The sequence below is a fragment of the Brumimicrobium salinarum genome, from assembly GCF_002844555.1.
In the GTDB taxonomy this organism is placed as follows: domain Bacteria; phylum Bacteroidota; class Bacteroidia; order Flavobacteriales_D; family Crocinitomicaceae; genus Brumimicrobium; species Brumimicrobium salinarum.
Genome location: NZ_PJNI01000008.1, coordinates 130,766 through 156,760, shown reverse-complemented (window position 1 = coordinate 156,760; position 25,995 = coordinate 130,766). Strand labels below are relative to the sequence as shown.

The 25,995-nt window shown below is 35.0% G+C and carries 20 protein-coding genes and 1 pseudogene; 11 read left to right on the top strand and 10 right to left on the bottom strand.

Going from position 1 to position 25,995, the window contains the following annotated elements:
* Position 1 precedes the first annotated feature (1 nt).
* Complete coding sequence (locus CW751_RS08460; RefSeq protein ID WP_133122173.1) at positions 2-517, bottom strand: hypothetical protein; 516 nt, start codon at positions 515-517, stop codon at positions 2-4.
* Between CW751_RS08460 and CW751_RS08455 the strand changes: the two genes are divergently transcribed.
* The 4 genes from CW751_RS08455 to CW751_RS08440 all read left to right on the top strand — a co-directional run bounded on the left by CW751_RS08455 (position 498) and on the right by CW751_RS08440 (position 4,136).
* Complete coding sequence (locus tag CW751_RS08455; RefSeq protein ID WP_165779263.1) at positions 498-1,178, top strand: IMPACT family protein; 681 nt, start codon at positions 498-500, stop codon at positions 1,176-1,178. The genes CW751_RS08460 and CW751_RS08455 overlap by 20 nt on opposite strands.
* Positions 1,165-2,106 carry a M20/M25/M40 family metallo-hydrolase gene (locus tag CW751_RS08450; RefSeq protein ID WP_101334628.1) on the top strand — a complete coding sequence of 314 codons (942 nt, stop codon included), beginning with the start codon at positions 1,165-1,167 and terminating at the stop codon, positions 2,104-2,106. The genes CW751_RS08455 and CW751_RS08450 overlap by 14 nt, the downstream gene beginning before the upstream one ends.
* Positions 2,107-2,193: 87 nt before the next feature.
* Positions 2,194-3,078: a lysophospholipid acyltransferase family protein gene (locus CW751_RS08445; protein WP_101334572.1), complete on the top strand. Its 885-nt coding sequence runs from the start codon at positions 2,194-2,196 to the stop codon at positions 3,076-3,078.
* Positions 3,079-3,152: 74 nt separating this feature from the next.
* Positions 3,153-4,136, top strand: a complete 984-nt coding sequence (locus tag CW751_RS08440) for an OmpA/MotB family protein (RefSeq protein WP_101334571.1) — start codon at positions 3,153-3,155, stop codon at positions 4,134-4,136.
* A gap of 131 nt (positions 4,137-4,267) precedes the next feature.
* Here CW751_RS08440 and CW751_RS08435 read toward each other — a convergent pair whose 3' ends face one another.
* The 3 genes from CW751_RS08435 to CW751_RS08425 form a co-directional block, all read right to left on the bottom strand.
* Positions 4,268-4,726, bottom strand: coding sequence for a type I restriction enzyme HsdR N-terminal domain-containing protein (locus CW751_RS08435; RefSeq protein ID WP_101334570.1), 459 nt, complete (start codon positions 4,724-4,726; stop codon positions 4,268-4,270).
* A 94-nt stretch (positions 4,727-4,820) separates the two neighbouring features.
* The gene (locus CW751_RS08430; protein WP_101334569.1) at positions 4,821-5,705 is read right to left on the bottom strand and encodes a formylglycine-generating enzyme family protein; all 885 of its coding nucleotides are present in this window, start codon (positions 5,703-5,705) and stop codon (positions 4,821-4,823) included.
* 80 nt (positions 5,706-5,785) lie between these two features.
* Positions 5,786-6,769, bottom strand: a complete 984-nt coding sequence (locus tag CW751_RS08425) for a DNA topoisomerase IB (protein ID WP_101334568.1) — start codon at positions 6,767-6,769, stop codon at positions 5,786-5,788.
* A 324-nt stretch (positions 6,770-7,093) separates the two neighbouring features.
* Between CW751_RS08425 and clpB the strand changes: the two genes are divergently transcribed.
* Complete coding sequence (clpB, locus tag CW751_RS08420; protein ID WP_101334567.1) at positions 7,094-9,715, top strand: ATP-dependent chaperone ClpB; 2,622 nt, start codon at positions 7,094-7,096, stop codon at positions 9,713-9,715.
* A 914-nt stretch (positions 9,716-10,629) separates the two neighbouring features.
* Here clpB and CW751_RS08415 read toward each other — a convergent pair.
* The 4 genes from CW751_RS08415 to CW751_RS08400 form a co-directional block, all read right to left on the bottom strand.
* Positions 10,630-11,115: a YkgJ family cysteine cluster protein gene (locus CW751_RS08415; protein WP_101334566.1), complete on the bottom strand. Its 486-nt coding sequence runs from the start codon at positions 11,113-11,115 to the stop codon at positions 10,630-10,632.
* Positions 11,116-11,175: 60 nt separating this feature from the next.
* Positions 11,176-12,840, bottom strand: coding sequence for an SEC-C metal-binding domain-containing protein (locus tag CW751_RS15900; protein ID WP_317045801.1), 1,665 nt, complete (start codon positions 12,838-12,840; stop codon positions 11,176-11,178).
* 126 nt (positions 12,841-12,966) lie between these two features.
* Complete coding sequence (locus tag CW751_RS08405) at positions 12,967-13,458, bottom strand: hypothetical protein (protein WP_133122172.1); 492 nt, start codon at positions 13,456-13,458, stop codon at positions 12,967-12,969.
* A gap of 32 nt (positions 13,459-13,490) precedes the next feature.
* A complete protein-coding gene (locus CW751_RS08400; protein ID WP_101334564.1) occupies positions 13,491-14,195 on the bottom strand; it encodes a hypothetical protein in 705 nt (234 codons plus the stop codon).
* A 519-nt stretch (positions 14,196-14,714) separates the two neighbouring features.
* Here CW751_RS08400 and CW751_RS08395 point away from each other — a divergent pair.
* The 4 genes and pseudogenes from CW751_RS08395 to CW751_RS08380 all read left to right on the top strand — a co-directional run bounded on the left by CW751_RS08395 (position 14,715) and on the right by CW751_RS08380 (position 20,601).
* A pseudogene (locus CW751_RS08395) lies at positions 14,715-16,813 on the top strand (alanine/glycine:cation symporter family protein).
* A 264-nt stretch (positions 16,814-17,077) separates the two neighbouring features.
* A complete protein-coding gene (locus CW751_RS08390) occupies positions 17,078-17,539 on the top strand; it encodes a hypothetical protein (RefSeq protein ID WP_101334563.1) in 462 nt (153 codons plus the stop codon).
* A 402-nt stretch (positions 17,540-17,941) separates the two neighbouring features.
* Complete coding sequence (locus CW751_RS08385) at positions 17,942-18,916, top strand: ribonucleotide-diphosphate reductase subunit beta (protein WP_101334562.1); 975 nt, start codon at positions 17,942-17,944, stop codon at positions 18,914-18,916.
* A complete protein-coding gene (locus tag CW751_RS08380; protein ID WP_262484524.1) occupies positions 18,910-20,601 on the top strand; it encodes a ribonucleoside-diphosphate reductase subunit alpha in 1,692 nt (563 codons plus the stop codon). Before CW751_RS08385 ends, CW751_RS08380 begins: the two co-directional genes overlap by 7 nt.
* 164 nt (positions 20,602-20,765) lie before the next feature.
* Here the strand turns inward: CW751_RS08380 and CW751_RS08375 are convergent, their stop codons facing one another.
* The gene (locus tag CW751_RS08375; protein WP_101334560.1) at positions 20,766-22,229 is read right to left on the bottom strand and encodes an aminotransferase-like domain-containing protein; all 1,464 of its coding nucleotides are present in this window, start codon (positions 22,227-22,229) and stop codon (positions 20,766-20,768) included.
* Between the two features lie 102 nt (positions 22,230-22,331).
* On the opposite strand from CW751_RS08375, the gene CW751_RS08370 reads away from it, so the two are divergent.
* Positions 22,332-24,200 (top strand): TonB-dependent receptor plug domain-containing protein, encoded by a 1,869-nt coding sequence (locus CW751_RS08370; RefSeq protein ID WP_101334559.1) that lies wholly within the window; start codon positions 22,332-22,334, stop codon positions 24,198-24,200.
* A gap of 136 nt (positions 24,201-24,336) precedes the next feature.
* Here CW751_RS08370 and CW751_RS08365 read toward each other — a convergent pair whose 3' ends face one another.
* Positions 24,337-25,083, bottom strand: coding sequence for a DUF2249 domain-containing protein (locus CW751_RS08365; protein WP_165779262.1), 747 nt, complete (start codon positions 25,081-25,083; stop codon positions 24,337-24,339).
* 175 nt (positions 25,084-25,258) lie between these two features.
* Between CW751_RS08365 and CW751_RS08360 the strand changes: the two genes are divergently transcribed.
* Positions 25,259-25,885, top strand: a complete 627-nt coding sequence (locus CW751_RS08360; RefSeq protein WP_101334557.1) for an alpha/beta hydrolase family protein — start codon at positions 25,259-25,261, stop codon at positions 25,883-25,885.
* The last annotated feature ends 110 nt before the right edge of the window (positions 25,886-25,995 follow it).

Here is a 25,995-nt window from a genome sequence, read left to right as displayed (position 1 = left end):
TTTATTCCCATTTTATATTTTGAAACTCTCCTTCAGTTATTCGCAAAGTATCATCTAAAGTATTACCTGTTGTAAACCGTGCCTTAAAAAAACCTGATAATTCATTTTGTGTTGTATTCACTTCTGAAAAAACAACAATTCCGTCGTTTAGTATTGGGTAAGCTTCTTGATTAAAAATAGCTTCGGAGTATACAACATTGACAGCCCTCGCTCCTAATGAATCTCCACTCCCGAAATTTAATTTTACATCAATCGTGTCATTATTGAAAGATAAAATAAATTCTGGAGATTTAAGTAAGGTATTATTGTCAAAAGTTGTTTTTACTCCATTAATTTTCATCGTTAAAAAACTAGAAACTTCAGTAGGTGTAAAATTACACGGTGGACAAACTCCGCCGCAATCTATCTTTTCTTCTTTTTCTGGATCAAGTATTCCATCAGCGCATGATTGTTCATTTTTTTGACAAGCAAAAAGAAGAACAAAAAACAAGAGAGAAATGGAAAGTCTTAGTTTCATTAAATTCAAAGATTACTTTATTATATTTGTGCAAAATCCAAAAATACTGAAAATACCGACAACATACAAGACATTAAAAGGCACTTCAGAAGGTCTCTACAAAGAAAAAGGTTCTAAGTTTATTGGAATTGCAATTAAGTGTGAAGATGAAGAAGAAGCTAAAGAGCTACTTGCAAAATGGAAGAATGATCACCATCAAGCCAGGCACTTATGTTATGCGTACCGTTTTGGCATTAAGAAGGACATTTATAGAGTTAATGATGATGGAGAACCAAGCAACAGCGCAGGAGCTCCTATTTTAGGACAAATACAATCTTTTGACTTAACAAATGTTTTAATAGGTGTTGTTCGTTATTATGGCGGAACAAAATTAGGAGTTGGAGGTTTAATAAACGCTTATAGAACCGCTGCAAAGGAAGCCATTGAGCATGGAAATATCATAGAAGAAGTAGTTAAGGACCGTTTTGAACTGTATTTTGATTATGCAGATATGCCGCTTATTATGGATACGGTAAAAGAAAGCGATGCAACGATTCAACAACAGAAGTTCGAAAATGATTGTTATTTAAAAATTGCGATCAAAATTGAAGCTAGTGATGTACTTTTGGCGAAATTAGAAACATTCGTATCATTAAAAATTGAAAAAATTGGCACATTTTAAACCAGATTTATTAGAAAAACTTATATCGATCCGAGGTACATCTGGAGACGAGGGAGAAATTAAAGCATTTCTATTATCCTATATCAATGAACACAAAAACACCTGGAAACATGAAGTGACTGTTCATACTGGTGATGATTTCCAAGACGCAATTGTTTTAATTTTCGGAAAACCAAAGACAGCTGTTTTTGCGCATATCGACACAATTGGTTTTACCGTTGGTTATAACAACAACCTTATTAAAATAGGCGGTCCCAAAACCATTGACGGAATGCAACTTGTTGGGAAGGATAGTCAAGGAGAGATTGAGACTGAGTTAATGATTATTGAAAATGATGAAGGACAACAACAACTAAAGTGTGTTGCTGATCGAACAATTGATAGAGGAACGAACTTGTCATTCAAGCCTAACTTTAATTGTACCGAAGAATATGTTCAAACCCCTTACTTAGATAATCGTTTAGGTGTATTAAATGCTTTAACATTGGCTGAAAATTTAGAAAATGGAGCTATTGTATTTTCAACTTATGAAGAGCATGGTGGCGGATCTGTTGGCTTTTTAGGGAGATTTCTATATGATAATTACAATGTGCGTCAGGCGTTGATATCAGACATAACTTGGGTTACAGATGGAATTCAACACAATGGTGGAGTAGCGATTTCTATGCGAGACAAAGCCATTCCAAGAAGATCATATTTGAATAAAATTTTAGCAATCGCGAAAGAAAACAACATTAAACATCAACTTGAAGTAGAATCTGCTGGTGGAAGTGATGGTTCAATGTTACAAAATACTGACCTACCATTTGATTGGTGTTTTATTGGTGCGCCAGAAGATCATGTTCATTCGCCACAAGAAAAAGTTTTTATCAGTGATATAGAGGCCATGTTTTCTTTGTATCAATTGTTGATGAAAAGAATGAATTAACGTTTTAATTAACAATTTACAAAAACTTACTTGTCAGTTATGCCTTTTTTAGTAGATAAAAACTATTTTTGAAGATTATTTTTGAGCATGTCGAAATTTATTAGTGCCCTTGTATATTTTGTTATTGTGATTCCTATATCGCATTTGCCATTCAAGGTACTTTACTTTATTTCTGACCTTGTTTACTTACTCCTTTATTACATAGTTGGTTACCGTAAAAAAGTTGTTCGCGAAAACCTCAAAAACTCATTTCCAGAATTGGATAATGAAGCACGTTCTGACATAGAAAAAAAATTTTATAAACACTTTGCAGATTTTCTGGTGGAAAGCACTAAATCTTTAAGCATATCCAATAAAGCCATTCAAGAACGATGTGCACTGATTAATCCAGAAGAAGTGCATAAGTATTTTGATCAAGGTAAGGATGTTATTGTACTATGTGGTCACTACAACAATTGGGAGTATTATGCTGTAGGAATAGCGCAACAAATGAAACACCAAACAATCGCAGCCTATCGTCCTTTGAAAAATGGATTTTACAACAGAAAGATTCTAAAATCACGTCAACGGTTTGGAATGAAAATGTTGAGTATGCGTGAAATTCCACGTTTCTTTGCGCAAAAACCAAAAAATCCACCTGTCTTAAGTGTTATGGTCAATGATCAGTCGCCTGGAGATCCAAAATCTGCTTATTGGAATACTTTCTTAAATCAAGACACAGGATGGATGAAAGGAGCTGAAAAATTAGCTAAAAAATATAATCAAGTTATCTTGTTTGGTGCAATTAGAAAGCGTAAGAGAGGTTTTTATGAAGTTAGTTTCACCCCTATCTCTGAAGATATCACCAAAGAAAGAGATGGATATGTGCTTGACAAACATGCTGAATACCTAGAACGCGTTATTCAGGAACATCCACAATACTGGTTATGGTCCCACAGAAGATGGAAGCATAAAAAACCGAATACCCCCTAAAAAAAATCATTTTTTCTATCTGTAACCATTGAATTTCAGTTATATTTGATGTGGATAAAATCTAAATTATTACCATGAGAAATAAAAACATAGTTTTACTAGCTATCGGAACACTCTTTTCTGTTGCTTCATGTGCACCGATTTACAAATGTGGCGAAGAGAAGCCCGAAGGCGGAATTCAAGGAAGCAATCGCCTTTTAGATGTTGTAGACGAAAGAGATGAACTATGTGAAATAGTTGAAGTTAAAGAAAAGGAGAATGAATACTTAATTAAGACCAATCAATCTCTGGAGATCAAAAACGATAGCTTGATTAAGAAAAATCGAGAAATAGTAGGTGAATATAATGAATTAGAAAACAACTACGAAGATTTACAATCAAAACACCGTAACCTTCAGGAGGATCATTTGAACTTAAGCGAACGTTTTTCTGGCGCAATTACCAATAATTTGAATCAGGGACACCTTTTTGATGAACGTATTAAGGAAAAGGAACGTCGTTTGACAGAAAAAGAAAATGCGCTTGCCGAAAGAGAAAGAAGAATAAATGAACTAGAAAAAGAAATTGCACGTCAAGATTCTATTGCTAAGCGATTAAACCAATTATTACGTGAAGCATTACTCGGATTTGAGGCAAATGAGTTGTCTATAGAAATAAAGGATGGAAAAGTTTATGTTTCTATGTCGGATAAACTCATGTTTAAATCAGGAAAAGCAGAAGTTCAAGATAAAGGAAAACAAGCTTTAAAAGTTCTCGCTGATGTTTTAAAGAGAAACACCGAATTTAAAATCTTGGTCGAAGGTCACACAGACAATGTACCGATTAAAACATCAACTTATAAAGACAATTGGGATTTAAGTGTAGCCCGAGCAACATCAATGGTTAGATTATTACAAGAGCAACACGACATAAGTGCGGAAAGGCTGACTGCTTCAGGACGTGGAGAATACGATCCTAAAGCAAGTAATTCAACCGCATCTGGAAGAGCCAAAAATAGAAGAACTGAAATTATTCTCTCACCTGATTTAAGTGAGGTGATGAATTATTTAGGTAAATAGATACTTGGGATTAGGTACAAACAACCACGAGATGAAATCTCGCGGTAGCATACGTACTCTTTGGACTGATGTCTTTTCGTAAAAAAAACTAAAGTACAGAATTATGGAGCAGCAGAAATGTTGCTCTTTTTTTATTTTATTAATTCTGAATAATTTGGAATCTCTTCGTGATATTGAACTACTCCTGTAGATTGATCTACAAATGCAACAATAGTGTGTAAGCCATTGGTAAGAATCAGCCAATTAACACGTAACTTATAATTGTATTGTGCAATTTGGTGCAGTACAGCTTCTGTTAACTTTATTTGAGGAGCTTTGCATTCAACAATGGCTACAGCTTTTCCATCTCGATTGAATACTACACCATCGCAACGGCGTGTCATCTTATTAACTTCAATAGCATATTCCGCGGCGATAAGTGGTTCTGGAGTTTCTTTATGTTGTATCAAGAAATGTAATACATGTTGACGGACCCATTCTTCAGGTGTAAGTAAAAGTTTCTTCTTTCTGAAAATATCCCAAACAAAAATCTCCTCTCCTTTTTTGGAGAGCTTTAAGGGCGTTTTGGGGAAGTTCAAAGGCATTAACATGGAACAAAAATACGACTAAAAATGAATTTTCAGTAGTATTTTTGAGTATTGAGCAAGAGTACTGCGCATACAGGCGAGATCAAATAAAATTTTCTTAATTGATTGCTGTAGCTACAATCCTAAATCCTACGGTTGCAGAAGCTCCGGAATATTTTTTTACACTTCTATTTTTAATATCAAAACCTGGATCATACCATGAACCTCCAATGACCTCATTAGGATCAGCCAATAACTCTGCAACATTTCCATTCATGTTATACACGTCAAATTCATTAGGATAATATGATTTCGCAGGAGAAATAACATCCATAGTATTGATTTTACTCAAATACTTTACTTGATTCGTAACAATTTCTAAATCACCTGCTTCATTTCTCGTAATTGACGATTGAGGTGTAGAAACAAAGTTTGCTAAATATTTGCCTTGGTTATTTCTAAGATAAAGACTATTCCATGTATAAATTTTATTCGGCTCACTACCTTCTGCCGCGCGTAACCATTCTGCTTTTTGAGGCAAACGGAAAATGAGGTGTTCTTCTTTCGGTATTCCTTCATTCATTTTTGCAGTATACCACTCACAATATAAAGTAGCCCCTTCTTTAGTTACGTTAACAACCGGATAAGATTCATATTCAGTTTGTAAGTGATATGATTCACCAAGCTTTTCAAAATTATTATTCGGCACCGTGTACCATCCTGTTGAATCTATTTTAGCAAGTTTGTATTTCTCTATTTGACCAGTTGCTATTAAATCATCTAAAAAAACTTTATACTCCCCGTTTGTCACAACAGTTTTAGCGATATAAAAAGCTTGAACAGTTAGTTCTGAATCATTTAACTTGACCTTTCCTGAAGGAACATAACCAAAATCGTTTTTAAGCTTTTTAAAAATACTATTTGTCGAATCGAATTCAAATGTAAAGGATAGCGCAACAAATACAATCAATGCCGAAAAAATTGAATACCGTATTTTTTTCATAGATGTGGATTAAATATTTCAATAAATTTACTTAAAATTTCAATAAATAATAAACCAAACTTAAATTTATGCATTAATCTTTATTCCAAACGACTTTTCAACATGCAAAGCACACCTACTTCCTGTTTAGAAAGGTTCTCTGCTTTTTGCAATAATTCGATAATTTCCTCTTCAAAATATTGCAATGTTTTTCCTTGTGTGTATTCTTCTATAACTCTAGGATCAATATAAGATGAACGTGCCACGGCTGGCGTATTCCCCAATCTTTCAGAAACACGATTTACAGCTTCTTTGATGTTTTTATCTAATAGATCTTGGTCTTTTTCCTTAACAGCTCCTAATTCATTTAAGGCAATTGCAGCGATCATAGTTCCTGCCCAAGTTCTAAAGTCCTTAGCGGAAAAATCTTCTCCCATTACTTCATGAATATATGCGTTTAAATCATCGCTATCAACCTTTACAATCTTATTGTTTTCATCAATATACTTGAAAATCCTATAGCCGGGTAATTCATCTACTTCTTGTACAATTTTGGCTAATCTTTCATTCACAATATGCTTTTCTTGTTCTTTTCCAGATTTCCCTGTATAATTGAAAATCAATTCATCTTCCTCAATCGTTAAATGCTTATTTCTCATCGTTGTGAGTCCATAAGTTTCATTTTCTTCGGTGTAATAGTCGCTTCCTGGCCGAAAGAAAGCCGTTTCTAATAAGCGCAACATTGCTGCCATTACTTTTTTTCGCGTAGGCTTTTCTATTCTTAAATGCTGCCCACTCACCCGACGCATATTTTCTAAGGAATCTGCAAAGAAAACGATCCGATCATACTTTTTCGCATTTCTTCTTGCCCTGTAATCGGGATGATAAATATATTGTTTCCGGTTTTTGGCATCTCTTCCGGTCACTAAAAGATCAGCTTCCCTATCCTCGCTTATCTCAACCTCAGTCCAAGCTGGAGGAATAACCAAAGATGCTATCCATTTTCGAATAGATTTGTCCTTAATGGTTTTTCCACTTTCGTATCGATAAGTAAAACCTTTGCCATATTTCTTTCGGGAATACATCTTTTTTCTGCTTTATAAAAGTATGATTTAAATCAAAACTAAAACAGTAAAAGACAAGAATAGTTTAATTATATCGAGAAACTAAAAGAGCAACTTTTTAAATTATGATTGATGAATTATGAATTATGAACGATGAATTCATAATTCGTAATTCGTAATTCGTAATTGAAAAATTCGTAATTAAATAAACGTCATTTAGTCAGTCCAACCCAACTCCACGCGCCATAATGTCATTAATCTTTAGCGATTTCTCTCTATTTTAGCAATGGTTAGGAATTTGATAAAGCTTCACCGAAAACAAGAATAAAAAAAACGAAAAATTATATGGATACTAATAAATGGACAACAAAAACGCAGATGGCAGTTCACGAAGGGCAAAAATTAGCTCAAGAGAACGGTCAACAAGCGATTGAGACAGGTCATATTCTGCGCGGTATGATCAAAGTCGATGACAGTGTTCTTCCTTTTATATTTAAAGAGTTAAATAGCGACTTACCTTTATTCACAAAAGCTTTGGATAGCATTATCAAATCTTATCCGAAAGTTGAAGGAGGTGGTCAGCCTTATTTAAGCAACACTTTACAACGTGTTTTAAATTACGGAATGAACGAAATGCGCAACTTTAAGGACGAATTTCTTTCACTTGAGATATTGCTCTATTCATTAATGGATGGAAATGATCAAGTTTCGAGCTTGATGAAAGACAATAAGTTCAAAAAATCAACTTTAAAAGACGCAATTATGAAATTAAGAGATGGAGAGTCAGTAGATTCTCAAGGAAAAGACGGAACATATAAGTCTTTGGATAAATTCGCCAATAACCTCAATAAAATGGCGGAAACAGGAAAGCTAGACCCGATTATCGGGCGTGATGAAGAAATTCGTCGTGTGTTGCAAATTTTGACCCGAAGAACGAAAAACAATCCGATTATGATTGGTGAAGCAGGTGTGGGTAAAACTGCAATTGCAGAGGGAATTGCACAGCGAATTGTTTCAGAAGATGTGCCTGAGAACTTGAAATCTAAAATCGTTTATGCTTTGGATATGGGGGCATTAGTCGCCGGTGCAAAGTATAAAGGAGAATTTGAGGAGCGTTTAAAAGCCGTGGTCAACGAAGTAATTAAATCCGATGGAGAAATCATCTTATTTATTGATGAGATTCACACGCTTGTTGGAGCTGGTGGTGGCGAAGGCGCAATGGATGCTGCAAACATTCTAAAACCTGCTTTGGCACGTGGAGAATTGAGAGCTGTGGGTGCAACAACCTTAGACGAATACCAAAAACACTTTGAAAAAGACAAAGCTTTGGTGCGTCGTTTCCAAACCGTGTTGATTGATGAACCTTCTTCGGAAGATGCGATTTCAATTTTGCGTGGAATTAAAGAAAAGTATGAGAATCACCACAAAGTTTTGATCAAAGACGATGCGATTATCCAAGCAGTGGAACTTTCTCAACGTTATATTACCGACAGACAATTGCCAGATAAAGCGATTGACTTAATTGATGAAGCGGCTTCTAAATTGAGAATGGAAATCAACTCAAAACCAGAGGAATTGGATGAGATTGAGCGAAAAATCATGCAGTTAGAAATTGAGCGAGAAGCTATTAAACGAGAAAACGATAAGCAAAAGTTATCTACTTTAAAGGCGGAATTGGCGAATCTTTCTGAACAACGCGATGAATTCATGGCGAAATGGAAAGCCGAAAAGGATGTAATTGACACCGTTCAAAATGCCAAAGAGGAAATAGAACAAGTAAAACTGGAAGCCGATCAAGCGGAAAGAGCCGGAGATTACGGTAAAGTAGCCGAATTGCGTTACGGTAAAGTTAAGGAGCTGGAAGCTGAAGTGGAGAAAGGAAAAGAAAAACTCATTGAACTTCAGAAAGAAAGTAAAATGATTAAAGAGGAAGTCGACGCCGAAGAAGTTGCAGATGTGGTTTCTAAATGGACGGGAATTCCTGTCAACAAAATGCTGGAAAGCGAACGTGCGAAACTCTTGCGCTTAGAAGATGAATTGCGTCAACGAGTGGTTGGACAAGAAGAAGCCATCGAAGCAGTTTCCGATGCAGTGCGAAGAAATAAAGCGGGATTACAAAACCCCAACCGTCCGATTGGATCTTTCCTATTCATGGGAACGACAGGAGTGGGAAAAACCGAATTGGCCAAGACTTTAGCGGAATATTTATTCAACGATGAAAACGCAATGACGCGTATCGACATGAGTGAATACCAAGAAAAGCACAGTGTGAGTAGATTAGTGGGAGCACCTCCGGGATACGTAGGTTACGACGAAGGTGGACAATTGACAGAATCTGTGAGACGCCGCCCCTACTCGATTGTTTTACTCGACGAGATAGAAAAAGCGCATCCAGATGTGTTTAACATTTTACTGCAAGTCTTAGATGATGGTCGATTAACTGACAACAAAGGTCGTGTTGCGAATTTCAAAAACACAATCATCATCATGACGACAAACATGGGCGCAAGTATTATCCAAGAGAACTTCGATGGAATAAGTGATGCTGAAATCCCAACGGTAAAAGAAAGTACAAGATTGGAAATGCTGGAATTCTTGAAAAAAGAAATTCGTCCAGAGTTCTTAAACCGAATTGATGAGCAGATTTTATTTACGCCATTAACGAAGAAAGATACACGTCAAATCGTAGAGATTCAGTTGAACAACTTGAAAAAACGATTAGAAGAAAACGACATCAGATTGGTGGTCAAAGAAGACGCTTTAAACTGGATTGCCGAAACAGGTTACGATCCACATTTCGGAGCGAGACCAGTAAAAAGAGTAATTCAAAAGAGCATTCTGAATGAGTTGTCAAAGGATTTACTCGCACAGAAAATAGATACATCGCAGAATGTTGTAGTGGATCTATTTGACGGAAAGATTGTATTTAGAAAACCCATTTCTCAGGAAGAAGAAGAAATTGTTTAAGACAATTTCTAGGGAGAGGAGCGCTAAAGCGCAGGGAGAGATGCCGATAAATCGGCAAGGAGAGGATTTCCAACCTTCGGTTTGGAAGAGGGAGAGAGATGAAATCTTCGCTTTGCTTGATTTCACAAGGTGAGGGAGAGAAAAAGAGAGATTGGTGCCACTTTGGATTGGATTCTTTCTTTCATTGAATATCGTAGCTTCTCATTAAGAAAAAACATCCCTTGTACTGAAAAGTATGAGGGATTTTTTTTATACATAATCACTCATCAAAATTAACATAATAGACATTTACAACTTCTTTTCCTTCTGGAAAAAGCGCAGAAATAGAAGTAATTGACTACAGGCCTAGTCTCAATCCTTATTCGTGTGGACATTCCTTTCGGAGTTTCATAAAGCGGATATCATCATAAATTTGTCTTCGTTTTACCCCCTCAGATTGACCGGTAAATTCACAAATAGAATAGTTGCAAGCCTCAAGAAGGTCATCCATAAAAAATTTTCGACCTCGATTTGAAAAGCAAGTATCTAGTGTATTATATCTTATCGCAGCGTGTTTATTGGTACTCATGCATTTTGATTTGAGATAGTTAACGTTAGATTTTAAAATTAAAAACATTTTAGGAAGAAAGCCATTCTTATTGAAGAATAAATATGGAAATTTCTAATTCCCGCCTGTTTTACTGAGATTCTTTTCATTATCCCGCATTTTTCACCCATTACTTGTTTTAATCAAACAATGGAATGTACATCAAGTGTTTCCCCCTGCTATTAAAATATAAAAACATACCCTAAGTTTGGGTTCCTTTCCAAGCCTTTAAAGTTTAAAAAAATAATATTGATGAACCGCGATGTATTAAGCGTGACGGAATAAGCATGTGAGTTCATAACCACACCAATCACAGTGCAGCCATTTTTCAAATCATCTCTACCTTCAACTCTTCAAAAATTCGACTCACTGCTGGGCAAACCAGCGTATTTCTTTGGGTCAATGGTAAAATTTGATACATGCGTTTTCTATCGGTGTGCGGATATTCTCTGCATGCTTTTGGTCGATCTTCATAAACGCTGCATTTGTTATCGTCCATCAAAAATGCACACGGCGAACTTTGCAAAACGTAATCTTGATCGTCATCGATACGTAAATACTGATCTATAAACTCAGCGGGTTTTAAACGTAAACGCTTAGACAATCTCTTGATATCTATATCTCGAAAAATTGGACTGGTGGTTTTACAGCAATTGGCGCATTCCAAACAATCGATTTCCTCAAAAACCTCATCGTGCTTTTCATGAAATAAATCATCGAGTTTCCGCTCGGGAATACGCTTAAGTTTCTTGACCAGCTTCTTATTGCCGGCTTTGTTGGATTTTGCTGTTTCGAGATCTGCTTGGTACTTCATTGAGGCAAAGATAAAAGAATGCTGACCTTAAATAAAAAATCTAAGACTTTTAAACGTGTCTTACCTGCCTATACAGCATTTTTTGTACTTTTTCCCGCTTCCACATGGACAAGGATCATTTCTTCCCACTTTTTCCTCCGCTTTAAAAGGTTGAGATTTGGAGGATTCACTTCCTTCACTTAGGAGGTCTTCAAGTAGATCATTAAAGCTTGTTTTTTTAAATGGGTCCTCTTCTGCTTCATCATCGAAATCAATATCAAATTCATCATCGAAACCAAAATGATCATCATCAAAGTCAAGAAAGTCATCCATAAGATTGGCTCTTAGTGACAAATTATGCACGTAATATTCAGAAATTGACAACATCTCTTTCTTGTAATCCTCTGATTCAAAAGAATTAAATCCCTCTTTAATTGTAGAGAAATCACCGCAAATATTTAAATAAACGTAATCTTGCTCAATTAAATTATTAATTATAAAAAGCAGCTCATTAGCGTTGATTTCTTTCAGTTGATCAATCATATCGCCGAGCAATAAACTATCAATAACATTGTCCGTTGGTTTAGCCTTCTCATAAAAATTAAGTACAGAAGCAAAAAACGAAATCACCTCATCTCTTCTTTTTGGTTGATGAATTGCTATTTGAACAAGGGCCGAAGTTACTTCCACTTTATAATTCATTAAAACTCCAGATGTCTTCATAAACTCCTCAAGAAGATCCAGTTGATTTTGACCTAATTTATAAATCGAATGCCATAAATCATCGTGCTGATAATGTAAAATGTACAACTCAAAATAGTCTTCACTTTGTTTGAAAACATGGAGAACCTCAGGCAAAGCTTCTGTGGCCTCTAACTCCGCTAAAAGACTAATGGCGTGAAATACAAAAGCTGTTTCATATTTGCTTTTCTTTTTAAAAAAACTAAATCTTTCAACACTATCTTTCAACACCAAACATAGATCTGCTATGAGCTCCTTCCTAGACAGTGCTAGAATACCATGCAAGATCCCATCATCTATGTCTAATTCATATTCATACAATAAAGATATTTCATTATGCTGAAACTTTGGCGGAGTTCTTTTAAGCGTTTGGACTTGTGGTTGAATTTCAACGGTAAATTTATAATCTTTCTCACTTTGTAAAAACTCATCCTGTTGCTCCAAGCTTTCAAACATCAACATTTCTTGGGCATTTTCAACTTCAGGATGATCTTCATCAATATCCATCATTCTTTCTACATAGTCTTCTGCAGTATCAAAATCAGACATAGCAGCATGATAACGTACAGCAACTTTATACATACTCATGATTTCATTAATATGAAAAATGTCACGGGTTGGAAAACAATTCTTCAAATTAAAGTCCTCCCCTAACAAGTTCACCACCTTTTCTAAATCACCGTAATCAATATATGCATTGGCTTGGTTAGCCATGGCATAAAAATAGTCTGGATGCTCAGTAAGAATCTTAGTATTACAATCAAAAGCGTGATCAAATTCTTCATTAAAAATATGATAGATAAACATTAATTGTTTAACATTTGGGTTATCAGGATAATTCGCAATCAACTCCTTAATTCTACTTTTCACATTTAAAACATCATCCAATATGTCATTGTAAATGAGATCTATTTCATCATTTATTATGGGGGAATCAGTAAAATATTTAGATGTTAATTGTGGATCTTCTGAAATGCTAAAACCTTCCTTTTCTAAATATTTCATTTTTATAGTTTTTACAATCCAACATGTTAACTTTAAAGTTACTGCTCTATGGAGTTTCTGTTTAGATTTTTTTATTTGAAATTAAAGTTCGCTAAGAAATACAAGTAAATATTCTGGTTTATTACCCTAATTATCTTCCTTAACCCGAACATATCGAATGGAAGAATTACTTGGCTTGGCATTTCCAGCACTTAATCCGATAGTGTTTTCATCAATGAATTGTGCTTTAAAACTTTTCGATGTTTCCAAATCATAGAGCGAAAATAAAGGGCTGCCCAGTTTCTTTTCAGTTAAATTAAATTCAAAGTTTGAGGTTCTTTTGATCCCTGTCACCCATGCTTCATTAGGTTCCGCAAACAGTTTTACAAATTTGTTATCATTTAACTTAACCAGTGTTCCTTGAAGCTTATTTTTATCCGTATTTTTAATTTCAATTTGAACTCCTTCAAACATTGATCTTCCTTTAAGTTCCCATGTACCAACAAATTGTTGAAGCTCTACCCGTTGAAACTCATCGCTAGTGCAGCTAGATATAATTACCATAAAGCTAATGAGGAGTATAATTTGCCTAAACTTTGATAATCTTTTCACTTTATTTACTTTGTTGAATTCACTCATTTTTAATTTTTTTATCCAATGGCTAAAATAACTTATTCCGTTAAGAAATAATGTTTTCTCAATGCTTTCCCGCACATCACCCAAATTGTTCCAATATAGAATAAAAGTGGAAAAATGTAAGTCGTCGGTGAAGTTGGAGGAAGGAGGAACTTATCAAAAAACCAATCCTCTACAGGTTCGTATTCGATGGTAAACTTAATCATGAGAAGAACATTAACAAGACTATATGCAAAATACAACATCAGTAAAATCCAACCCGATTTTTTTCGTTTCCAAAACAAATAAACACTAACAGGCAAACCGATATAGGGAATAAGAAAAAGTAAAATAGAAAAATCCCATCCATAAGAAGAAGTGAAAATATAAACAAATGTATCCAACTCACTGAACAATTGATAAATCGCTATTCCTCCAAAAACAATACTTATTAATCGAATATTTCTCTCGTGTTTTGACAAGTCAGATAAGAAAGGATTAATCGGATTAAAGTACGCTATAACTTTAGCTTTTACTTGATTTACCCTCTCCTTTTTTGCTGCCTTATTTCTAATTTCCGCTTCATCTTTAGCTTTAAGTTTCACATAAACCCGAGATAATTCTTGCTCACTTAAATTTCTAGCTTTTATTTCTGATTTCGCCACCTCAACAGCTTCAGGTTGATAGTCCTCACTGTTAGAAATAATTTCTAACAGCTGACTATTAGTGAATGATTTATAGCGTTTCTCAAAAGTTTCCATTCCGGAAATATAAGATTTATAATTAAAAAGCTTATAGAAATGATCCTGAAGGGGGCACCTGTTTATAATCTCAAGTAAACGAAACAAAGTGCAGTGCAACTCGAGTATAGAAATAGGCTACAATAACTTTTGTTTTGGCGATATTTTTGTTGCAAAGCAATACAAAAATAATGACAAAACAGTTGTAAATAGGGACACTACAGTGTTTTGGTTTAACTCCGAAACTTCAGTGATTTAATTGAAAAGTTTTCCTCTTTAAGGCACAAAGTATGATTAAGTTCACAGTGTCGATACTATCCCCCCCACAAAACACCCCCATTACAAGCTCAAAGATAAAAGAAACTAAAACCACCAAGAGCTTCTATACCAAAGGTTGAAAAATTTAATAATCAACACCTCTAAAACATATCCGTTAAGATTTAGAATAAATTTATATTCCCTTGAAAAAACACAGATTTATCATTAATTTGGACGTTTTTACGCAAAAAAAACTAAAAAACTAAAATTTTTATCTCTTTTATGAAGAAATACATACTCTTTACATCAATTTTTATTTCAAGCTTTTTATTGACTTTTCTAAATGCGCAAGAAAATCCAAGTGCTTCCTTGCAATTAGAAATAGAGATAGAAAATCCAACAAAAGAGATTAACGACGGAATAGCCAAGGCTAAAGTCAGCAATGGTGAAGCTCCTTTCCAATACAAATGGAGTAACCAAAATACTAGCATTGATTCCACACGATCAACAGGACTAATTGAAGGTTTAAAACATACCCTTACCGTTACAGATGCCAAGGGAGCTAGTATTACAAAGGAATTTAAAATTCCAACCGAATCAATTACTGAAATGTTCAACAGCAATGTCCAACCTGCAGTAGATGTCCTAGGAGCCATTCTTTTTTGGGATCCTTTTGCAGCAACTGGATTGTACGATGCCACAGTATATGTTTCAGAAGTTAAACTTGAACTTCCCATCAAAGAAACCAAAATTGAAGCAGATTATTTAATAAAATCGTGGAAGGTTCAAGAAAATGAACACATTAAAAAAGGCGATGAAGTTGCTATCATTGAAAAACCTGATAAAAGTACATTTACCGTTTTTGCAAATCGAACAGGGAGCATTGAAAAACACTACCAGGCGAACGATACAATTTCACGAAAACCAGAAACTGGCGAATTTAAAGCACGTGCACTGGGAATAATTCACTTTGATGAACCACAACCACTTTTACATCCTAATGGAGATATAAAAACCAACACCATTCCGTTTATTGTAATATGGTTGATCTTGGGAAGTATTTTTTTACTTTTCGCCTCAAGTTTGTAAACATCAGCGGATTTAAACACTCAATAGATTTAGCTCGCGGTAAATTTAATGACCCCAATGCTCCAGGAACAATAACCCATTTCCAAGCAATGGCTACCGCAGTTTCCGCTACCGTTGGCTTAGGGAATATTGCAGGTGTTGCCGTAGCAATTTCATTAGGAGGAGCTGGAGCAACGTTTTGGATGTTTTTAGCTGGTTTCTTTGGCATGTCGCTCAAGTTTGCCGAATGTACATTAGGTGTAAAATATCGCTTTATTGATGAGGGAGGGAGAATTTTCGGAGGACCAATGAACTATTTGCGTTACGGTTTAGAGAAAAGAAACATGAAAGGACTCGGTAAATTTCTCGCAGGAATGTTTGCCGTATTAGGAATAGGTGCTTCTTTTGGTGGTGGAAACATGCTGCAATCTAACCAGGCTTTTAAAATCGTTTCTGAACAAATCCCAGCACTTCAAGGATATGGCTTCATGTTTGGAGTTGGTTTCGCATTGCTTGTTGGAGCTGTAATTATTGGTGGTATACGCAGTATTGCAAAAGTTACAGAAAAAGTAGTTCCCCTTATGGCTATTTTTTATGTAGTGGGCTGTATTATCGTAATAGGTGTTCATATAGAGTATATTGGTGGTGCTTTTATGGCTATTTTCAATGGTGCATTCTCTGCAGATGCGCTTAAAGGTGGATTTATTGGTGTTTTAATTATAGGACTTCAACGAGCAGCATTCTCAAGTGAGGCTGGTGTTGGATCTGCTGCAATTGCTCACAGTGCCTCCAAAACTAATCATCCCATTGCTGATGGTTTCACGGCTTTGGTAGAGCCTTTTATTGACACAATGCTGGTTTGTACCATGACTGCCCTAGTACTTATTTTTACTGGAATGCACGAAGTAGATACTGGAATTGGAGGCGTAGAATTAACCGCTGATGCATTCGGAAGCGTAATTTCCTGGTTCCCAACTGTACTTGCAATCGCTGTTTTTCTTTTTGCATTTTCAACCATGGTCTCCTGGTCCTATTATGGTATGCGCTCATGGACTTTCCTATTCGGAAAGAGCAAAAAATCAGAATTAATTTACAAAGTGCTTTACCTTGTTTTTGTAGTAGTCGGAGCTTCCGTTAGTTTAGGAGCCGTGCTTAGTTTTGCTGATATGATGATTCTGGCCATGTCCTTCCCTAACATCATCGGATTATATATTCTTTCACCCGAAATTTACGCCGATATGAACTTGTATTGGAAACAATTAAAAGAAGGTAAACTATATATAAATCCTGCCTATGCAAAAGCAAAAAAATGATGTTTACTAGTCATATAAACGCAATAAACTAAGTTATCCAATCATTTAAAAATTGATGAATAGGCTGCCTTATCCGTTTACACCTTCAAGCTGCACGCTATTTATATTACACCGCTAAAGTTACCAAAAAGAGCTTCTAAAGTCGCTTTCTTGGCGCCTGCGGTTGTAAAAAAATAGCAAACAGGCTTTTCGGCTTCACCGGGGCAGATAACAACGAGAATATATTTACATTTTTTCCGTATATTGATACCAAAATACAAAACAATGAAATTCCTTATCTACTTTATTTTTGCCGTATCATTAAATATATCTTATGCCCAAACTAAAGTCTACAAAGGAAATTCAAACAGTCACTTTGATATCCTATACACCATAAAAAACAACAAAGTCTATCGTGGAAGTTCAACTTCTTTCACAAACATAGCATACACCATTGCTGAGAATAAAATTTACGAAGGAAACTCCACCAGTTATACAGATGTGCTTTATACCGTGAAAGGCAACCACGTTTATAAAGGAAATTCAACTAGTTTTACAGATATTCTTTACACTTTCGATGATCAAAAAATATATAAAAACGATTCCAAGAGTTTTACAGATATCCTATTTACCCGCATGAAAAACAAATTATTTTTTGGAAACTCTACGCAGTTCACCGATTGTATAATCTCATTTAATGGTGAAATAAGCATGCCCGTAATTGCAATTTTAATTGGGCCTTACTAAAATAAATGAATAAACGTAGTAAGTTCAAAAGAAAATAAAAATTATAAAATCTACTTTTTCCTCCAATCTTATTGTACACAACGCATCCGTAATTTATCAACATTTTTTGTTTATAAGAATATCTACTTTTCAATATCAAAGACAATATTCAAACCTATATTTGCTTAAAATCTTTTTGATAAGAACAAATGTTTAAACGCATTTGAAAAATTAGGGGAATCGTGTTCAAATCACGAGCTGTTGCGCAACTGTAATTGGTGTCAAATCCATAAGCCAGATTACCTAAATTCTATCAAGTTGAATTTTGTTTTCGCATAAAAAACAAGGTTCTAGAATGTGTAACTTAACACTTCTTCCCTTCTATTTTTTATGCCTTTGTTTAATTTTTAAAAACCAATTACAATGGGCATTTTTGACAAACGTACGAATTACAAACCTTTCGAATATCCAGAGGTTTTGGATTTCATCGACAACATTAACCGTACTTTTTGGGTACACTCAGAGGTCGACTTTACCGCCGACACACAAGATTTTCATTCGCATTTGGCACCGCATGAAAAACAAGCCATCAAAAAAAGTTTACTTGCTATTGCACAGATTGAAGTAGCTGTAAAGTCATTTTGGGGCGACCTCTATCAACACATGCCTAAACCGGAGATGAACGGCTTAGGAAGTACTTTTGCAGAATGTGAATTTCGTCACTCCGAGGCGTATTCAAGACTTTTAACTGTATTAGGCTATGATAACGAATTTGAAAAAGTAATCGAAGTTCCTGCCATTAAAAACAGAATAGCGTATTTAACCAATGCACTTCAACATGCAAAATCGGATGACAAAAGAGAATATGTTTTTTCTTTAATTCTCTTCTCTATCCTTATTGAAAATGTATCGCTGTTTAGTCAGTTTGGAATTGTGCTTTCATTTACACGCTTTAAAGGCTTAATGAAAAATGTAAGCAACATCATTTCATGGACATCAATAGACGAGCAAGTACATGCTAATGCTGGAACTTTCTTGGTGAATAAGATCAAGGAGGAATATCCTGACTTTTTTGATGAAAACACGAAAAATGAAATTATAGAAATCGTAAAAGAATCAATTAAAGTTGAAGCAGAAATTTTAAACTGGATTTTTGAAGATGGAGAAATCGATTGGATCAGTAAGCAAGATCTACTTAATTTCATGAAGTTTAGAGTAGATGAGAGTCTATCTGAAATTGGAATTCAAAAGATATATAACATCACCCCAGAAGAATATCAACCCATGGCATGGTTTGAAGAAGATGTTTTCGCCAATTCATTAGACGACTTTTTTGCCAAAAGACCCACAGAATACACCAAGCACGATAAAAGTATCAGCGCTTTAGATTTATTCTAGACTTCAATCAATTTTTAACATCAAAACAGCAAACAATGGAAAAATTATGGTGGCTCAATGCAGAAAGTGAGCAAATATTAAATCGTGGTTACTTGCTCAAAGGCGAAACCGTAAAAGGAGCAATTGAACGTGTAGCAACCGCAGCAAGTAAACGTTTATACAAACCTGAATTAAAAGAACCCTTTATTGAATTAATAGAGAATGGTTGGATGAGTCTCAGCTCACCGATCTGGGCAAATATGGGAACCGAAAGAGGTTTGCCTATTTCTTGTTTTAATGTTCATGTTCCTGATAACATAGAAGCCATAACGCATAAATTGGGAGAAGTAATTATGCAAACCAAAATTGGAGGAGGAACTTCTGGATATTTTGGTGAATTGCGTGGACGAGGTAGCGCGGTTACAGACAACGGACAAAGTAGCGGTGCAGTTTCTTTTATGAAGTTGTTCGATACGGCGATGGATACAATTTCACAAGGCGGTGTACGAAGAGGAGCTTTTGCAGCTTACTTAGATATTGATCATCCAGATATCTTGGAATTTTTAAAAATTAAAGACATTGGAAATCCTCTACAAAATCTATTTTATGGCGTTTGTGTTCCCGATTATTGGATGCAAGAAATGATTGATGGAGACATGGATAAACGAGAGATTTGGGCAAAAGTACTTGAATCTCGACAACAAAAAGGATTGCCCTATTTGTTTTTTACCGATAATGTCAATAAAAACAAACCTCAAGTTTATAAAGACAAAAACAGAACAATTAATTCAAGTAATTTATGTTCTGAAATCATGCTCCCATCCAACAGAGATGAGTCTTTTATTTGCTGTCTCTCCTCTATGAACTTAGAATTGTATGATGAATGGAAAGATACAAATGCTGTGCAATTAGCCATTTATTTTTTAGATGCCGTACTGCAAGAATTCATCGCTAAAACGGAAGATAACTACTATTTAAAATCTGCAAATCGTTTTGCAAAGCGACACAGAGCTTTAGGTTTAGGAGTAATGGGCTGGCATTCGTATTTACAGAAAAATCATATCCCTTTTGAAGGTTTTGAATCTAAACAATTAACCAGCTCAATCTTTTCTCACATTCAATCAGAGGCGGAAAAAGCATCAAAATCTTTGGCGGAAATTTATGGAGAACCAGAAATACTAGCAGGATATGGTAGAAGAAATACAACACTTTTAGCAATTGCACCAACCACTTCCTCCTCCGCTATTTTAGGTCAAGCCTCCCCAGGAATAGAACCTTTCAGCAGCAATTACTACAAAGCGGGATTGTCTAAAGGAAATTTCGTACGTAAAAATAAATACCTTAAAACTTTACTCGCTGACAAAGGAATAGACAATGAAGAAACATGGCGCAGTATCATGTTAAATCAAGGAAGTGTCCAGCATTTAGAAGCATTAACTTTAGAAGAGAAAGCTATTTTTAAAACCTTTAAAGAAATTAGTCAATTAGAGATTATCCAACAAGCCTCTATCCGACAAAAATTCATAGATCAGTCACAAAGTTTGAACTTAAACATTCCTTCAAATTTACCTGTCAAAGACATCAATGCCTTATTAATTGAAGCATGGAAACTAGGTGTGAAAACTTTGTATTATCAAAGAAGTCAAAGCGTAGGAAAAGAATTTGTTGTCAAAAATTTAGTGGAGTGCGTGAGTTGTGAAGGGTAGGTGAAAAGTTTCCGCCTACCAAATGAATCTTGCCAAGCATTTATTTAAAAACAGCTCGTGCAATATTACATTAAAAATGCTCAGTTACTTTCCTTCGGAATAACAAACAGTTTGGTGTGAGATGGTTAGAAAAAAGAAAAGTTGTATCTATTGTTAATTATCAATTAAACTTTATTTACCATCCCCCCCAATTCCTTAACCACTTCTTCCATTTCTTCCTTATTCCAATGCGCGAAGCCCAAACGTAAGGCAGTGAGTTGATGATTTTGGTACATGCAAATCCTCGGCAAAAAGACATCTCGTTTCTTTAACTCCTTGGACAGCGCCACTAATGAAATAGATTGCTTAAAAATAATCCAAAAAGCGAAACCATTGTTGGGAATTTCGTATTCAATTTCATTTCCTAAATGTGTGCGCAATAAATCCTCGAAAAACTGTAATCTTTCGGTATAAATTTTCATTGACTTTTTTAAATACCGATAAAAATCGCCTTCTGAAATCATTTCACCTAAGGCTTGTTCTAGGACGTAATTTCCTTGAGGTTGCAGAACAGACACATGCTTTTTTGCTGCTGCAATAAAGTCGGGAAATGCAACAATAAAACTCATCTGAAATGAAGGATGCAAATGTTTTCCTATTGTTCCTAAATGAATAATTCTTCCCTTTGCTTCCTGAATTGAACTTGGTAATTCCACGCTTTTTTGATGACTAAAATCGAAATCTTCATGGTCTTCAATGATCACAAAATCATATTTCACAGCTAAAGCTTTCAATTTTTCTTTTCTTGAATTAAACAAAGGAAAAGTTGTAGGATATCCTTGCGATGGATTCAAATAAACTCCTTTGATTTCTCCTTTATTATAGCTTTTTTCAATGTATGCTATGTCCATTCCATGTTCATCGACAGGAACTGTTTTTAACGATATATTTGCTTGATTAAAAACCATATTCATAGAAAACAAGTTTAATTCTCCTATTAACACAACATCTTTTGGTTTAAAAAGCGTTTTGGCCAAGGTGTAAAACAAAGTTTCTTTACTTTTTGCGGTTAACAGATGGGATTTATCAATGTGAAAACCGCGACTTAAATTCAAATAAAAACTCAATTGTTCTTTAAAAAAATCATTTTCTTGAACCGCATAATTTCCAATGTGCTGTTGGATATTTCTTCGTTTTAAAGCACCCGAATAAAAACGAGATAATTCTTGAGTTTTTAAAATACGATAATCGGGCTGTCCTTCATTACAAATTAAGCGATGATTTTCATGTTCATAAGGCGATGACAATAAAAAAGAACGTTGAAATTCAAATCCTGATTGTTGAATAGAATCTACAGATTTTGCCGCTTTAGCCTGTGACTTTTGCGCTTTTACAGTTGGATTTTGAACAAAAGCACCCACTTTTGCTTGTATCCTCATCCAGTTTTGAGCGGCCAACTCTTCAAAAGCAGCTATAACCGTTTTTCTATGAACACCTAATTCATTACTCCATACGCGTGTTCCAGGAAGTTTAGTTCCTTCCAATAAAAGACCACCTTGCACCGCATTGATATATTGATAAGTAATCTGAAGGTACAATGGATCAGACTTTCTTCTGTCGATACGAATATATTGAGATATAGAAATCAAATCTGGACTATTTTGTTTTTATAAACTGGACTACTTATCAAAAAAACAAATATATCATCTTTGCAGCAATTCTTTAAATACCGAATAAATAATTATCATAAAATGAACAAATTAAAAACCTTAATCGGCTTTAAAATGACGCTTCTACTTAGTTTTGGAGCAATTTCTCAACAAGACACAACGGTTTATGAGGAGATTATCATTCAGCGTAATCGATTAGAAATTCCGATTAATCAAGCCACAAGAAATGTAGATATATTAACAGCAAAAGAGATCAAAACACTTCCTGTGCGAACGGTCAATGAATTGCTATCCTATGTTGGCGGTGTAGATATTCGTCAGCGTGGCCCCTTCGGAACGCAAGCAGACATTAGCATTGACGGTGGATCATTTGAACAGACATTAATTCTAATCAATGGCGTTAAAATGTTAGATGCTCAAACTGCACACAACATGATGAATATTCCCATTCCTTTAGATGCAATTCAACAAGTGGAAGTCTTAAAAGGCCCTGCAGCCCGTGTTTATGGTGTAAATGCTTTAACTGGAGCAATTAATATCGTTACCAAATCTGCTGGAAAGTCATTTGTTGCGGTCAACACTTATGCGGGTTCTTCATTTCAGGAAAAAGAAGCGGGTGATGGAGATGGTATTTACGGTGGTGGCGGAATTCAACTTACAGGGAATTTCAATACGAAAAAACAAAATCATTTAATTGCTTTGAGTCAGGATTTATACAATGGTCAACGCTACAACACAGCACAAAGTAATACAAAGTTTTTCTACAATGGAAAACATAAAATCAATAACAAGCATCAATTAGAATGGATGGGCGGATATACCTATAATGATTTTGGCGCAAACGGATTTTATGCAGCTCCTGGAGATATTAACGCACATGAAACTGTTGAAACAGGACTTTTTAGCGTTTCATCAACACATAAGGTGGGGAGATTTAAAATTTCACCAAGAATTAGTAATCGATATAACGAAGATGATTACCGCTATTTAGGGAAAGACATAGATTTAGCACGTTCAAAACATTATGCCAATGCATTTATGGCTGAAGTCAATGCGAGTGTAGAAACTTCAATTGGTGATTTTGGTCTAGGTTGGGAATCGCGTTTTGATGAAATCAACAGTTCAAATATAAGCCAACATCAACGCGATAATCATGGAGTTTCAGCAGAATATAAAGGTGTTTTTTGGCGTAAACTCATCGCTACTGCAGGAGCTTATGTAAATTACAACAGCAGTTACGGTTGGCAAGTTTATCCCGGTCTTGACCTCGCCTACCGATTTTCGCCCCATTGGAAAGTTTCAGCCAGTGCTGGATCGGGTCAGCGCATTCCCTCCTTCACCGATTTATATTTGAATCAAGCGCCTGAAAATATTGGTAATCCCAACATTCAACCTGAAAATGCATGGGCGTATGAGTTTAACTTTACTTATAAAAGAAAATCTTTTAAAATGAAAGGTGGATATTTTTACCGTTCCATTTCAGACTATATTGATTGGGTAAGAGATATGCCTTCATCACCCTACTCCCCTATCAATATTGGTGAAAATTTAGTTCATGGAATTTACGGACAAATAGGACAGCAATTTAAGTTTAAAAAGAAGCATCAATTGGGCTATAAAGTAAGCTACAATTATCTTCAACCAAGTTATCAATCTAGTGAAGACTTACAATCCAAGTACATACTTGAATCTTTAAGGCATCAATTGGTTATTGGCTTAAATTATGCTTACAAAGACTTTTCAGTTCAAGTGAATCACCGATACATCGAAAGAGAATTGAACACACCTTATCATTTATTGAGTGCGAGAATTAATTACGACATCAAGGCATTTTCAGTATATGCAGATGCGAGCAATTTACTCAACGCAGAATACAAAGAAGCTGGAGCAGTTCCTATGCCACCTCGTTGGCTAACCTTAGGTGTTCGTTATGTTTGGAAGAAAAAGTAATTCATTGAAAATAAGAGGAGTCATTTTGACTCCTCTTTAGCATAAAATCAAACCTTATTAAAAACACGAAGCTTCATTTAACCATAGATATTTTTATGCGTTTAAAACATTATTCAGCCACTTCAAGAAACTGAAATTACTTCGTTTTTATCACCCTCACCTTCCATTTTTCTGGTCCTTTTTCAATATATTCCCATTTGAATGGATCTTTACTTTGGGCTTCCATTTGATAATATAGTGGAATTGGGTCATGATCATTAATAAATTCAAAAGCTTCTCCTGGTTTTATGTCTGCAAACCCTTTGTAAAACATTTCATGTCTTTCTGTTGGTGGATAAGGCCGTAAGTCAAAGGTGTCAACAATTGAATATCCGTCGTCCCCTAATCCACTTTTGGATTCTTTTTTAATATGTACAACATACTCCTCAGGATCTTGTTTTTTATAAATCCAAGAATGTTTTCCTTCAAATTTACGCACAAAGATTCCATGAATTTCTTTGGGTTGAACCGCTGAGATTAATTCCATGACATCTCCTTCCTCCATCATGCCGTAGCGGTGAAATACAATTTGTTTCCACTCTTTTTCATCCGCTTTTCTTAAATCTAACAAAGTGGAAATATCTGTAAATTCCCTTCCTTGAGAGGCTTCGGTTCGTGTAACTTTCATCTTCCAGTCTCTTCCACCTCGATTCAGGTATTCCCAGCCTACAACATCTCCAAAAATAGTCCTAAACTCATAAAATAATGGAATGGGATCATGGTCATTAATAAATACGAAATGCTCACCAACGGGTAGCTCTTTAAATAATTGTATTAATCGTTTATGTCTCTCTATCGGTACATGTACGCGCATATCTAGCGCCTCTGTTGTTGTATTACTCATAATCTAGCTATAATTAAGATGTTTTTATCTTTTTTTGTCTAAACTATTGTTTTATAATACAATCATTACTTTTTTTGACCTGACATTTGTCAGTATTTTTCAATTTAATTCGTGGGTTTATCTAAAAAGCAATATATTTGAGTCGCAATCAATATATTATCAAACTATTCGGTCTATGAAGTCTCAACTTATTTCTTTTTTAACTCTAATTTTTGTTTTAACAATTTGTTCGAGTTGTAAAAAACAAAATTCTTTATGCGTTAAAACGATTGATGCAAATCCGCAAGAGGTTCTTGTTACAGTGGATAAACTTATACTTGCTAAACAATTATTGGCTTCTATAAACATAACCAACCCAAACATACAAGTACATAGAATGGTCACAAGTTCTTATGGAAGTTACCATGTTCATTGTCATCAATATGTGAATGGGATAAATTTATACCTTAGTGATGTAGCTTTTCATTTTACCTCTAAAGATGAATTTGACTACATGAGCGGAACCCTAATTAATCAACTTAATTTAGACGATAACTTTCAAATGAGCGAAAAAGAACTCAAAAAAATATTCAAATCCACAGTCAATGATGATAAATTCGCAAAAGAAAGATTAAATGCTTTCTCTAAAAATTGTTTAACCGTCGAACCTATCTATTACGATTTGAATGCCATGAAAGGTGAAAATTCCTTAGATATTGTCAAGGCATGGAAAGTTGGACCCAAAAAGAATTCATCCATAAAAATGATTATACAAGACAGTAACGCTGAGGTGATTTCTTTTCATAACGGAGTTATTTTTTAGTCTAATCTCATATAAAATTGAACCAATACCTTTTTCTTGTGTTAAACTCAAGCTTTACATTAGGTATAGCTTATTGATTAACGTTTTTTAAACAACATGCAAAGTTTCGT

Coding starts and splice junctions, on each gene's coding strand:
- clpB (WP_101334567.1), top strand. CDS start 7,094: ATGGATACTAATAAATGGACAACAAAAACGCAGATGGCAGTTCACGAA.
- CW751_RS08435 (WP_101334570.1), bottom strand. CDS start 4,726: ATGTTAATGCCTTTGAACTTCCCCAAAACGCCCTTAAAGCTCTCCAAA.
- CW751_RS08430 (WP_101334569.1), bottom strand. CDS start 5,705: ATGAAAAAAATACGGTATTCAATTTTTTCGGCATTGATTGTATTTGTT.
- CW751_RS08445 (WP_101334572.1), top strand. CDS start 2,194: ATGTCGAAATTTATTAGTGCCCTTGTATATTTTGTTATTGTGATTCCT.
- CW751_RS08425 (WP_101334568.1), bottom strand. CDS start 6,769: ATGTATTCCCGAAAGAAATATGGCAAAGGTTTTACTTATCGATACGAA.
- CW751_RS08385 (WP_101334562.1), top strand. CDS start 17,942: ATGGGCATTTTTGACAAACGTACGAATTACAAACCTTTCGAATATCCA.
- CW751_RS08400 (WP_101334564.1), bottom strand. CDS start 14,195: ATGGAAACTTTTGAGAAACGCTATAAATCATTCACTAATAGTCAGCTG.
- CW751_RS08460 (WP_133122173.1), bottom strand. CDS start 517: ATGAAACTAAGACTTTCCATTTCTCTCTTGTTTTTTGTTCTTCTTTTT.
- CW751_RS08365 (WP_165779262.1), bottom strand. CDS start 25,083: ATGAGTAATACAACAACAGAGGCGCTAGATATGCGCGTACATGTACCG.
- CW751_RS08405 (WP_133122172.1), bottom strand. CDS start 13,458: ATGAGTGAATTCAACAAAGTAAATAAAGTGAAAAGATTATCAAAGTTT.
- CW751_RS08440 (WP_101334571.1), top strand. CDS start 3,153: ATGAGAAATAAAAACATAGTTTTACTAGCTATCGGAACACTCTTTTCT.
- CW751_RS08360 (WP_101334557.1), top strand. CDS start 25,259: ATGAAGTCTCAACTTATTTCTTTTTTAACTCTAATTTTTGTTTTAACA.
- CW751_RS15900 (WP_317045801.1), bottom strand. CDS start 12,840: ATGAAATATTTAGAAAAGGAAGGTTTTAGCATTTCAGAAGATCCACAA.
- CW751_RS08370 (WP_101334559.1), top strand. CDS start 22,332: ATGAACAAATTAAAAACCTTAATCGGCTTTAAAATGACGCTTCTACTT.
- CW751_RS08390 (WP_101334563.1), top strand. CDS start 17,078: ATGAAATTCCTTATCTACTTTATTTTTGCCGTATCATTAAATATATCT.
- CW751_RS08415 (WP_101334566.1), bottom strand. CDS start 11,115: ATGAAGTACCAAGCAGATCTCGAAACAGCAAAATCCAACAAAGCCGGC.
- CW751_RS08455 (WP_165779263.1), top strand. CDS start 498: ATGGAAAGTCTTAGTTTCATTAAATTCAAAGATTACTTTATTATATTT.